We start from the raw sequence: 12,622 nt of genomic DNA, 5'->3' as shown, positions 1-12,622 counted from the left end.
ATAAAATTGCAAAAAAAAACATAAAAAGGTCTCTAAAAAGTTAGAAATCACGAAAACGTTTAAGCTGTTTTACTTGATTAAATATCAAAGTCTAAAACTGTTTTCGGTTCAAATAATCTTGTAGCATTATTGTGGCCGAAATCTCATCGATAAGCGCTTTATTTTGACGCTGTTTTTTATTAAGTCCGCTATCGATCATCGTTTGAAAAGCCATTTTTGAAGTAAAACGCTCATCAACCCGAATCACTTTCATATCTGGAAAATGATTCGTAAAATGAGTCACAAAACCTTTTATAATGGAAGCACTTTCAGAAGGTTCTCCGTTCATCTGTTTGGGCTCTCCAATTAAAACCGCTTCGACTTTTTCTTTAGCAAAATAATCTTTTAAAAAAGCAATAGCGCTTGCGCTGGGAATGGTTGTCAATCCAGAGGCGATAATTTGCATTTCGTCAGTAACGGCTATTCCGGTGCGTTTTTGTCCGTAATCTATTGATAGAATTCTAGGCATGTATTCCTTGATTTTTTTACAAAGATAGAAAGAAGCATTCTAAATGAACGCTGTGCTTCTTTTAAAAAAAACAAACCAATACTAAAACGGAATCAACAAATAGAATAGTAATGGGAAACAAATTAGTTTTCAAAAAAAATCAGATTATATTTGCCGAAAATATTTTTCATGAAATCAAACTTTTCATATCGTCCAGATATTGACGGAATGCGAGCAATAGCAGTTTTACTAGTGGTTTTATACCACGCCGACTTTCCCTTTATTACTGGAGGATATATAGGAGTTGATGTTTTTTTTGTTCTTTCAGGTTTTTTAATTACTCTTGGAATTGATAAAGAAATGCAGCACAATTCTTTTTCCTTTGGAGAGTTTTATTTAAGACGAATTAGACGTATTATACCCGTGTTGGTTTTCATAATGCTTGTTGTAACAATTCCGGCTTACTTCATTTTATTTTCAGATGACTTAGAATCTTATGCCAGAACACTCATACACACCATTCTATCTACAAACAACATTCATTTATGGATAAACAATGGAGATTATTTTGCAGGTAACTCAGATTTAAAGCCTTTTCTACATACTTGGTCATTATCCGTTGAAGAACAGTTTTATTTTTTATGGCCTTTCCTTTTACTATTTCTACATCGAAAATTAAGTTTGCAAAAGAGGCTTATTTTTATAGTTCTTTTTTTAATCTCAGGAATCATCCTTTCCGTTTACTTAACAAATACAAATCCAAATTTTGCCTATTTTTTATTACCGGCTAGAATATTTGAACTTACCATTGGAGCTTGTTTAGCAATGTTTTGGAGAAAATTACCAGTAGTTAGTACAAAAACAAACAACATCTTATCTATACTCGGAATAGTTATCATTTTAGTTCCTGCAGTACTGCTAAACAAGTCAAGCATATTTCCTGGCTTTAACGCAATCTTACCTTGTATCGGAACTGCTTTGATTATTTTTACAGGAAAAGAGGACGAGAATAAAGGAATTATCAATAAAGTACTATTAAACAAGGGCTTGGTCTTAATTGGACTAATCTCTTACTCTATGTATTTATGGCATTGGCCAATATTTGTATTTATCAAATATTTAGGCATGAATCTGGATGGATTTGTCAGGATTTTTTCTTTAATTTTGCTTTTTGTTCTTTCCTATTTCTCCTGGCGCTTTATAGAACAGCCCTTTAGAAAAAAATACAAATATAATTTAAGAAAAACCCTTCTGTATATTTTCTTACCCTCATTAGCCGTTATTGCTTTGACCTACGTCATCTTAGACTCAAAAGATGGATTTCCTGAGCGATTCCCGCAATTAAGTGAATTCACTCCAAAGACAAATTACCCCAATAAGGTAAGAAAACAATGTTTTGATAAATTTAAAATTGGAAATTGCGAGGAATGTTTTTTAGGAATCAAAAAAGACACCCTTGATGGTATGTTAATAGGAGATTCCTTTGCAAATCATACCGCGGCTTTTTTAGATGTTTTAGCAAAAGACGCTAAATTATATATTCATGATAGCGCAGCTGGTGGATACCCACTTATGAATGGATTGAATAGAGATGGTTCGGCAAATTTTCCAGAACAATATGCTATAGATCGTTTAAATTATGCCAAAAAGTTTAAAAATATTTATATCGCAGCCAACTGGGAAAGTCTTTCTGATTCAAAAAACGAAGCTACTTATCGTTCGACAATAAAGACTTTGGGCGAGTTAGTGAAAACTGGAAAAAAAATAATTATTTTTGAAGCTTTAAGAACGACAACCGAAATGAATTTACACAGGGCTAAATTAATCAAAGCAAAAATCCCTGTTTATTTTTCCGAAAGGAATTTCTCGTTCCCTGAATACAAAAGACCAAACAATTATATTATAGATGAAATAAAAAGAAAATATCCTTCTATAATCATAATCAATCTCAATGATGTGATGTGCGAAAATGGAAATTGCGAAATCGAAATAAGCAATACAATAGTATATAGAAACCCAGACCATCTCAATACTAGTGGAGCAAGATTATTAGGAGAAACCTATTTAAAAAAATACAACAATCCTTTAAAAAAATAAATTTAAAACTAAATAATTAAATGAACAATCTACAAACAATTATAGAGCAAGCCTGGGAAAACAGAGCCTTACTACAAGAAGAAACAACCACTACTGCCATTAGAGAAGTCATCGAATTACTGGACTCAGGAAAACTTCGCGTTGCAGAACCAGTTGGTGAAGGATGGCAAGTAAACGAATGGGTAAAGAAAGCCGTAGTGATGTATTTCCCTATTCAAAAAATGGAAACTTGGGAATCTGGCATTTTTGAATATCATGATAAAATGCTACTGAAAAGAAATTATGCCGAAAAAGGAATACGCGTAGTACCTAACGCTGTAGCTCGTTACGGAGCATATATTTCTAGTGGCGTTATTTTGATGCCAAGTTATGTAAACATTGGTGCTTATGTAGATGAAGGAACTATGGTAGACACTTGGGCAACGGTAGGAAGCTGTGCTCAAATTGGCAAAAACGTTCACTTGAGTGGTGGTGTTGGTATTGGCGGAGTTCTCGAACCCTTACAAGCAGCTCCGGTAATCATTGAAGATGGTGCTTTTATAGGTTCTCGTTGTATTGTTGTTGAAGGTGTTCATGTGGGTAAAGAAGCCGTTCTTGGAGCTAATGTATGTTTGACTGCTTCAACTAAAATTATCGATGTAACTGGTGATGAGCCTGTAGAAATGAAAGGATACGTTCCTGCTCGTTCAGTAGTAATCCCTGGAAGCTATACTAAAAAATTCGCTGCCGGTGAATTCCAAGTACCTTGCGCATTAATCATTGGTACTCGTAAACCATCTACTGATTTAAAAACATCATTGAACAATGCGTTAAGAGAATACGACGTAGCAGTTTAATACTAAATAGAATAGACAAGATGAATATTGGCTTTGAAGCAAAAAGAGTTTTTCACAATAAAACAGGACTGGGTAATTACAGTCGTGATTTGATTCGGCTTCTGAGCCAATATTTTCCAGAAAACAATTACTATTTATACAATCCCAAAGATTCAAAAGAGGTTTTATTTACAGCTAATAGCAAAAACGTTTTCGAAAAAAAACCATCTACCTCTTTTTACTCCAAATTTTATAATTTATGGAGACAAAAAGGAGTGGTAAATGATCTAACTAAAGACAGCGTGAAAATTTATCATGGTCTTTCTGGTGAACTCCCTTCAGGTTTAAGATCTAAAAACATCAAAAGTATAGTCACCATTCACGATTTAATATTTGTTAGATATCCGCATTTATATTCTTTTTTTGATCGAAAAATACATTTTTATAAATTTAAAAAAGCAGCTCAACAAGCTGATTTAGTGATTGCAATTAGCGAGCAAACAAAAAATGACATTATTGAATTCTTGAAAATTGACCCTTCGAAAATAAAAGTAATCTATCAAGGGTGTCATGCGGCTTTTAAAGAAGATTATTCTGAAAAAGAACAAAAAGAAGTTAGCAAAAAATTCAATTTACCTGAAAATTTTATTCTAAACGTAGGTACAATCGAGACCCGAAAAAACATTCTCTTAGCGGTAAAAGCAATAAAAAAAACAGATAGCACTTTAGTTATCGTTGGCGGTGAAACCCCTTATACTGTCGAAGTTAAAAATTACATCAAAGAAAATAATCTAGAACACAAGGTTGTATTCCTAAAAGGATTGAGTATTAATGAGCTAGCCATTTTATACAGACTCGCCAAAGTATTTGTATACCCATCCTTATACGAAGGTTTTGGAATCCCTATCATTGAAGCCTTATATTCAAAAACTCCCGTCATAACAACCCATAGCGGTGTTTTCCCTGAAGCTGGGGGACCTGATTCTATTTATATTGATCCCACAAGCGTAAGTCAAATGGAAGAAGCAATCAACCATTTATTAAAAAATACTGAATTAAGAACAGAAATCGCTCGCAAAGGTTTTGAATTTGTGCAAAAATTCAATGATGAATTTGTAGTAAAACAACTAATCACTAACTACAATAATCTTATAAGATTATAGTATCTTCTTATTTATCTTATGCAACTGTATAAGATTAGCATATTTTACATAAGAAAAATATCCTTGAGTCAAAGAAATAGTTAGTCCATCTATTCCATTAAAAATACCTTTTTTAAAAAAATAACATCTAATAAAAGATATTAAACCATTTAAAACTGGCTTAAACGAACTTACTTTTTTTCCTTGATCAAATAATTGTTGCGCATTCCAATCTGCGTATTGATTTTTTTTGGCAATAATTTGAAAAAAAGAATGACTCCCATAATGAAGTATATGAGTTTTAAGTTTTTTAGGATTGCTGGCTATAATTTTTTGATGCACCTTATCATTTGATGGATGCGCTGAGATTTTATTAAAAAAGCGAATTTTATGATCAGGATACCATCCTGCAAAATCAATTATTTTATCTTGAAGAAAATTTTTAACTCTAAAACTAAATGCGTCATGTTCAGTATTTAGATATTTTTTTGCTACAACAAAATCAATGGAATCTTGATCTAAAAACTCGTCCGCATCAAGATTTAGAATCCAATCATTCTTACAATATGGCAAACCAAATGTTCGTTGCGGACCATCTCCTAAGAAACTCTGCTGAACAACCAAAGCTCCTTTGTCCTTAGCTATTTGAACAGTCCCATCGGTACTGAATGAATCTACGATTATAACCTCATCACAAACTTTCAAAAGAGCATCTATGCATGCTCCAATCATTTTTTCTTCATTAAATGTTATAACCAAACCACTAATCCCCATAATAAAACTTTTCAAATTATAACACGCAAATATATAACAATATAAATAATACAAAACTGAAAACAAAAGATTGAATTAAGCCAAATCACACAAAAAAAAAAACACTTTCATTATTCAGGTTTGATTATGGACATCTTTTGAAGCTCTAATAATTTCGCATACTTCAAAAAACTTCCAAAAGCACAAAAAACACTCCAAACAAAACCTTGATAACCATTTAAAAAATTAAATTGAATCAAATACACACGAAAAAAATCGTATGGAAATTTAATTATAGGTTTTAACAAACCTGTCGTTTTCCCGCTGTCATATAGAAATTCACCACTTAATATAGCATAATTAACCATTTTACGAACTGCAATGGAAATTTCAAAAACAGTATAGTGGAGCATTTCATTTTTTAAACTCCCTATTTCGCCGTCAACAACTATTTTCTCATGTACTTTATTCTCTTCAAAAGAACCTTTCTCTTTGTCAAAAAGTCTCAGAATTGGCTTTTTATTTTCACTGCCATATTTAAAAATTTTATCTAAAAAAACATGAGTTCTAGGTATTTTATATCCAGAAAATTGTTCTGTAAAAACCGTTTTTTTGATTTCATCTATCAAGTCATCTGATAAAACTTCATCAGCGTCAAGCGACAAAACCCATCTATTGCTCGTTTGTAATAAAGCAAACTGTTTTTGCTTACCAAAATTTTCAAACTTATTGTAAATAACCTTTGCTCCAAATTGTTTGCAAATAACAACAGTCGAATCAGTACTCCCTGAATCAACCACAATAATTTCATCTGCCCAAGATAATCTATCTAGACATTTATCAATAATATTTTCCTCATTATAGGCAATTATAAAAACTGAAATTTTCTGATTCATTTTAAAATTAATTTTCACAAAGGTAAGATTATTATTCCCAAAGGAAACATATTAATGTAGACTATACTTTTGGATTTGAATAAATAAAATTACATTTGTATTTCGTAAAACAAAGTACACAATGTCTAAACAAAAAATATGTGTAATCAGTTTTGATCACTGGAACTATGACAATCATATTGTTAAAACTTTACAAAAAAAAGGAATAAAATCCTTACATATAAATATTGGTGCTTTTAAACATCGTAATTTTTGGGAACAAGCAAAAAACGCTTTTTCAAAAGTTTTTTTAAATAAAAACAATAAAACTATTAAGAGGCAACAATATCTTCTTGATACCTTACTACATATTGGCAAACAAGATCAGATATTAGTCATAAATCCAGAACTTATTTCTAAAGAATGTCATTTAGAAATCAAGAAATACACCTCAAAATACATAGCTTATCTCTATGACAGTGTTGCCAGATGTCCTGTTGAGCATTTGCTAAATGGTGTATTTGATTCTATTTACTCCTTTGATAGTGATGATGTTGACAAATATAATTTTATTAAAACTTCAAATTACATCTATACTCCAAAAAAAGAGTTTTCCTTAACTGAAAAAACAAAATACCAAGCTTTTTATTTAGCTTCTTATGACAATCGATTGGCTTTTTTATACCAAATAAAAAAGAAACTTGACGAAATTGATGTTTCTTATCTTTTTATTGTTGTTGGAAAAAAAGGAATATTTAAGAAATTACAATCTCTTTTTCTATTCTCTAAAAAATCTTCTCTTTTAAAGTTCCAAAAAAAAAGAATAAAGCAAGAGAATATAGAAAAATACTATGTAAAAACTAATGTAATTTTTGACCTCATTAGAAACAATCAAACTGGGCTGAGCTTTAGAGTATTTGAAGCAATGGCCCATCAAAAAAAGCTAATTACAAACAATGAAACGATTGTTAATTATGATTTTTACAATCCAAACAACATTCTTGTTATAAACGAAAAGAATATAAATTTTGAAAAAGCCTTTTTTTCAACTCCGTATCAGCCGATACCCGAAACCATTTACAATAAATATACATTAGATAGCTGGGTTGATACTGTTTTTGAACTAAAAAATAAAGAATGAATATCCTTATACTAACTAGAGAATACAAACACGAAATGTTACCCACTTGTGGCGGCACAGGGACATTCAATGCGACTTTAGCAAAAGAGCTTGTAAAAAGAGGCCACAACGTATACTTATTTGGTATTTCAAAAACCAAAATTGAATTTGAAGATCAGGGTGTAAAGGTAAAATTTGAGAAAAATTTATTTAAAAGAAACCACTTTATTAATTTAGCACGATCTATTTCTGGAAAAATTCGTTTTTTAGAAAAAGTACATTTTTACATTCATGAGCTAGAAAAAAAAGAAATTGCAAAAAAATTACATCAATACATCAATAAAAATAACTTATCGATTGATATTATTGAGACTCATGATTTCGAAGGCGTTTCATTATACCTAAACGATAACATCCCTTACGTCATAAGATGCCATGGTTCCTATTCTGTATTAGGGAAATATTTTGGTTACAAAGTTGAAAAAGGTCGCCTTCATTGTGAAAAAGAAGCATTTAAAAAAGCTAAAAACATCATTTCCATTTCGAAGTTTTCCGAAAAAGTAAACTATGAATTATTTGGAATAACAAAATTCAAACTAATTTACAATGGCATTGACACATCGCTTTTTAAGAATGATGCAAAAAGTGATATAATACCCAAATCAATTTTTTACTTTGGAAATACTTCTGTAGAAAAAGGTGCAGATGTTGCTATTCGTTCTTTTTTAGAAATTAATAAATCAAACCCAGAAACAAGTCTCCATTTTTTAGGAAAAAAAACTGCTTATAAAAATGAAATTCTTAAAATAATTAGCGACAACAATATAACAAACAAAGTCCATTTTTATGGGATACAACAAACTGAAAAAGTAATAGAAATTTTATCAAAAGCAAATACTGTTATTTTTCCATCGAAAGGAGAAAATTTCAGTTTAGCCCTATTAGAAGCTATGTCACTATCCAAAACAATTATCTGTTCTGATTTAGACGCGTATAAAGAAGTTGTCGAAAATGACTGCAATGGATATATTGCCCAGACTGAAAAAGACTTTGTTGAAAAAATAAAATTTAATTTCACCCACCCAAACAAAGCATTAGAAATAGGAACTAAAGCTCGAAAAACGATTATTGATAATTTTAGTATCGAAAAAATGATAAATGAAACGTTAGATTATTATGAAGTTGTTATTGCAAATCACAAAAAACAAAACATGAACAATGACCGTGATTTACTTATTACTTTACAAAAAAAATTCATTTACAACACATAACATCTTTAACTTACAAATTTATTAAAAAGTACACTATAACAGTCTGGAAGAACTATGCAAGACTTAAAAAGAACAGTCACTTGATATGCTTTGGTTTAGTTACAATTTTCTAAATCGAGAAAAAATCATCAATATAAAAAAGTGAGAAAAATTTCAAATAAATCCCCCTCTTCTTATCTATTTTTATTGAAATCTAATTAAAACGATTTATCAAATAATAAAATAAAATGAAAATGATCCTAAGCATAATAATGATCACATATAATCATTCAAAATATATTAAACAAGCCATAGAAAGTATCCTGATGCAGGAGACTACTTTTGATTTTGAATTAATTATTACAAACGATTTTTCCCCTGACAATACCGAGGAAATAATCAACACAATTATTACTGAACACCCTAAAGGAAATAAAATAAAATACATCAGTCATCCAAAAAACTTAGGTATGATGCCCAATTTTATTTTTTCATTAAAACAAGGTTCTGGAAAATACATAGCACTTTGTGAAGGTGATGATTATTGGACTGATCCCTTAAAACTTCAAAAACAAGTAGATTTTCTGGAAAAAAACGAAGATTTTTCTATTTGTTTTCATAACGTAAACACATTATGTGCAGGTGTTTTAAAAGAAGAAAACATAAAAAAAACAATTCCTGAAATTTCTGGAATTAAAGAACTTGCTAAGACTAATTTCATACACAATCTCAGCGTAGTTTACAGAAATGGATTGATTCCTAAATTTCCTGAATATTTCAAAAAAGCTCCCATAGGCGATTATTTCCTTCACATGCTCAATGCGAGACATGGAAAGATAAAATATATTGATGAAGTAATGGGAGTTTATCGTATCCATGAAACCTCATATTGGTCATCAAAAAAACAAATTGAACAAGAATTAATTTTGGTCAATTTTATTACGAATATAAAAGAAAATTTCACAGTTGAAATTAAAAAAAAACTTACAAAACAAGTTTTGAAAATAAAATATAAAAATCAAAAAGGATTAAAAAGGATTCTAGCCAAACTAAAATATAATCTATATTTTTAACGTTCCTTTTATTAAAAACCTACTTCCTTTTTTACAAAACAAAAAAGCTTCAATCACAACTGCTTGAAAAAATTGTTTCAACACCAACCCTGAATTTATGTACTAAATAAAAACGATCTTAATGAAATTGAAAAAAAAAATTATAGAACATTTAAAGCACTATAAAAGAGGTACTAAAATAGACTTAACAATACTTGATGATATTTTACCATCAACCCTTTCACCATGGAGGAGTTATGAATACGCTGAACTAAGTAAAAACTTCCCAAATACAAGAATTCTTACCGATCAAACAACATTTAAACATTTTAATCAAGGAAAAAGTTATCAAGAAAATTTAAATTTACTCCTTAAAAATTATCCATCACTTACTAATAAAATTAAAAAATTAACGATCACCAGCAATTTGAATGGAGAGATAGTTTATCTACTATTTTATAACAATATCAAAAAACATTTTGAAGCATTAAACAAGAAAAACAATCCGTTTACCTTCACTTTATATCCAGGAGGAGGATTTGTCTTTAATGATACAACAACCGATGAAAATCTGAAAAAATATTTTAATTCAGCAAACTTTAAAGGTGTGATTGTTAACCAAAATATTACAAAAAAATATCTCATTGAAAATCAAATCTGTGACCCTTCTTTAATAAATTTAATCCCGGGTGTTCCTCTTAATTTAAACTCAACAAACATAATTGGCTATGTTTATGATAAAGATTTAAGCAATACAAACATTTTATTTTTTGCTAATAAATACACTACTGATGGAAGCGACAAAGGCTTTGATATATTTCAAAATATAGTTTCCCAATTATATCATCTGAAACATGAAATAAACTTTATAGTAATAGGGGGATTTTCTGAAAAAGACATAACTATAAATAAAATTAAAAATGTTATTGTTTTCAAAGGCGTTATGAATGAATTTGAATTTGAAACTATATTGAAAGAAACCCATATTATGATTTCACCTAATAAACCTTTTATTTTAAACAAAGGCGCTTTTGATGGGTTCCCATTAGCCACAAGTGTTACAGCTTCTTTATTTGGCAATGTAAATTTTATGACTGATTATTTTAATGAAAGTGAACATTTAGATATCATCGACGGTATGGATTTCGTCAAATTAAATAATGATATCAACGAAACAACTCAAAAAATAATTACTCTTCATTATGATAAAGAGCTACTTAAAACAATAGCAATCAATGGAAGAAATAAAATATTACATTTGTATAGTTATGACAAGCAAATAACTCCTAGAATAAATCATTTTAAAAAATTAATACATTGATTAACGTAACGCAAACATTTCTTCCGCCTCAAGAAGAATACAACAAAATAGTTAAAAGAGCTTGGGACAAAATTTGGTTAACAAATCGAGGTGAACTTACTTTAGAACTAGAATCCAAACTTAAAAAATATCTAAACACAAACTCCATTATTATAACTAATAATGGTACAATTCCTTTGCAAATTGCTTTAAAATTACTAGGAAAAAATGGAGAAATAATTACAACCCCATTTTCTTATGTAGCTACATCTGCAGCGATTGTCTGGGAAAACTGCACTCCCGTATTTGTAGATATACATTCTGAATACTTAACCATTGATGAAACAAAAATAGAAGCCGCAATAACCCTAAAGACAACTGCTATTTTAGCAACTCATGTTTTTGGAAATCCTTGTAATATAGAAGCTATTGAAAACATTGCCAAAAAACACAATCTAAAAGTCATTTATGATGCGGCTCACTCTTTTGGTGTAAACTATAACGAGAAATCTCTTTTCAATTTTGGCGATGTTAGTACTTGCAGTTTTCATGCCACAAAATTGTTTCATACGGGTGAAGGTGGAGCTATGTTTTGCAACGATGAAGAATTGAATGAAAAATTATTTTATAGCCACAATTTTGGTCATAACGGACCATTAGATTTTCATGGCTTAGGTATAAATGCAAAAATATCTGAATTACAAGCCGCAATGGGCTTAACCGTATTTCCACATATAAATCATATCATTACTGAACGTAAAACAGTAGTTGATTATTATAATGCTAATTTGAGTTTTAAAAATTTTAACGGGCTAAAAATAAGAGCAAATACTACTTGGAATTATAGCTATTTCCCAGTCGTTTTCGAATCAGAACAAGTACTTTTAAAAATTCAAAAAGCGTTAAATGAAAAAAAAATTTTCCCAAGACGCTACTTCTATCCTTCATTAAATACGATAAATTATATTAATGGAGAAAAGATGTCTATATCAGAATCTATAGCATCCCGAATATTATGTTTACCTCTTTATGTGGGATTAACTACAAGTGAGCTTGAGCAGATTGTATCAATTATAAATAATAACATATGATTATAATAGGCGCTAAAGGTCACGCAAAAGAAATATATGATCTTTTAGCTTTAGAAAAACATCCTTCACTCTTTTTTTTTGATAACGTCAATAAAGACATAGGCTCTCATCTATATAAAATTGAAATTTTAAAATCCTTGGAAGCTGTTGAGTTAGAATTATCTAAAGACTCTGAATTTATATTGGGATTAGGTGGAGCCCTTCACCGCTATAATTTATATAAGACTTTTACAAAACTTAAAGGAAAGCCAAGATCTATAATCGCTAAAAATTCACAAATCAGTACCTGCTGTGAATTAGGAGAAGGACTTAATATCATGTCATTTTCAACTCTAAATGCAGGTTCTATAATTGGGAATGGATCTTTGATCAATTCTCATGTTAGTATACATCATGATTGTAAAATTGGTAAGTTTGTAGAACTATCCCCAGGATGTAGAATTTTAGGAAATAGCAAAATTGGCGATTTCACAACAATAGGCTCAAACGCTACAATTCTGCCAAAGGTAACCATTGGTTCTAATGTCATTGTTGCAGCAGGAGCTGTAGTTACAAGAGATGTTCCAGACAACTGTATGGTGGCAGGCATCCCTGCTGTAATTAAAAAAAAAATTGTGTCTACTTATCAATAAAATGAGAT

General features: G+C 30.1%; 12 protein-coding genes. 9 read left to right on the top strand and 3 right to left on the bottom strand.

What is annotated here, in order from left to right; translation table 11 throughout:
• Positions 1-91 precede the first annotated feature (91 nt).
• Positions 92-508: a Holliday junction resolvase RuvX gene (gene ruvX, locus LNP19_RS08565; RefSeq protein ID WP_230061514.1), complete on the bottom strand. Its 417-nt coding sequence runs from the start codon at positions 506-508 to the stop codon at positions 92-94.
• Between the two features lie 168 nt (positions 509-676).
• On the opposite strand from ruvX, the gene LNP19_RS08560 reads away from it, so the two are divergent.
• Genes LNP19_RS08560 through LNP19_RS08550 form a run of 3 tightly spaced genes read left to right on the top strand, consistent with a single transcriptional unit; the run spans position 677 to position 4,562 of the window.
• Positions 677-2,584 carry an acyltransferase family protein gene (locus LNP19_RS08560; protein ID WP_230061513.1) on the top strand — a complete coding sequence of 636 codons (1,908 nt, stop codon included), beginning with the start codon at positions 677-679 and terminating at the stop codon, positions 2,582-2,584.
• Between the two features lie 20 nt (positions 2,585-2,604).
• Positions 2,605-3,420 (top strand): 2,3,4,5-tetrahydropyridine-2,6-dicarboxylate N-succinyltransferase, encoded by an 816-nt coding sequence (locus LNP19_RS08555; RefSeq protein WP_230061512.1) that lies wholly within the window; start codon positions 2,605-2,607, stop codon positions 3,418-3,420.
• Positions 3,421-3,440: 20 nt separating this feature from the next.
• Positions 3,441-4,562, top strand: a complete 1,122-nt coding sequence (locus tag LNP19_RS08550; protein ID WP_230061511.1) for a glycosyltransferase family 4 protein — start codon at positions 3,441-3,443, stop codon at positions 4,560-4,562.
• Here LNP19_RS08550 and LNP19_RS08545 read toward each other — a convergent pair.
• Both LNP19_RS08545 and LNP19_RS08540 read right to left on the bottom strand, forming a co-directional pair.
• Complete coding sequence (locus LNP19_RS08545; protein WP_230061510.1) at positions 4,557-5,315, bottom strand: glycosyltransferase family 2 protein; 759 nt, start codon at positions 5,313-5,315, stop codon at positions 4,557-4,559. The two genes, LNP19_RS08550 and LNP19_RS08545, sit on opposite strands and share 6 nt — an antisense overlap.
• Before the next feature lie 110 nt (positions 5,316-5,425).
• Positions 5,426-6,190, bottom strand: a complete 765-nt coding sequence (locus tag LNP19_RS08540; RefSeq protein WP_230061509.1) for a glycosyltransferase family 2 protein — start codon at positions 6,188-6,190, stop codon at positions 5,426-5,428.
• A 121-nt stretch (positions 6,191-6,311) separates the two neighbouring features.
• On the opposite strand from LNP19_RS08540, the gene LNP19_RS08535 reads away from it, so the two are divergent.
• From LNP19_RS08535 to LNP19_RS08510, 6 genes are all read left to right on the top strand, one after another.
• Positions 6,312-7,310, top strand: coding sequence for a WaaS/CpsH family glycosyltransferase (locus LNP19_RS08535; protein ID WP_230061508.1), 999 nt, complete (start codon positions 6,312-6,314; stop codon positions 7,308-7,310).
• The gene (locus tag LNP19_RS08530) at positions 7,307-8,560 is read left to right on the top strand and encodes a glycosyltransferase family 4 protein (RefSeq protein ID WP_230061507.1); all 1,254 of its coding nucleotides are present in this window, start codon (positions 7,307-7,309) and stop codon (positions 8,558-8,560) included. The genes LNP19_RS08535 and LNP19_RS08530 overlap by 4 nt, the downstream gene beginning before the upstream one ends.
• A gap of 233 nt (positions 8,561-8,793) precedes the next feature.
• The gene (locus LNP19_RS08525) at positions 8,794-9,612 is read left to right on the top strand and encodes a glycosyltransferase family 2 protein (protein WP_230061506.1); all 819 of its coding nucleotides are present in this window, start codon (positions 8,794-8,796) and stop codon (positions 9,610-9,612) included.
• A 121-nt stretch (positions 9,613-9,733) separates the two neighbouring features.
• A complete protein-coding gene (locus LNP19_RS08520) occupies positions 9,734-10,912 on the top strand; it encodes a hypothetical protein (protein ID WP_230061505.1) in 1,179 nt (392 codons plus the stop codon).
• Entirely contained in the window at positions 10,909-11,982 is a 1,074-nt protein-coding gene (locus tag LNP19_RS08515; RefSeq protein ID WP_230061504.1) for a DegT/DnrJ/EryC1/StrS family aminotransferase, read from the top strand. Before LNP19_RS08520 ends, LNP19_RS08515 begins: the two co-directional genes overlap by 4 nt.
• Positions 11,979-12,614: an acetyltransferase gene (locus tag LNP19_RS08510; protein ID WP_230061503.1), complete on the top strand. Its 636-nt coding sequence runs from the start codon at positions 11,979-11,981 to the stop codon at positions 12,612-12,614. The genes LNP19_RS08515 and LNP19_RS08510 overlap by 4 nt, the downstream gene beginning before the upstream one ends.
• The last annotated feature ends 8 nt before the right edge of the window (positions 12,615-12,622 follow it).

Origin of the sequence: Flavobacterium acetivorans (assembly GCF_020911885.1) — a bacterium.
Classification (GTDB): Bacteria; Bacteroidota; Bacteroidia; order Flavobacteriales; family Flavobacteriaceae; genus Flavobacterium; species Flavobacterium acetivorans.
This window is presented reverse-complemented; position numbering and strand designations above follow the sequence as displayed.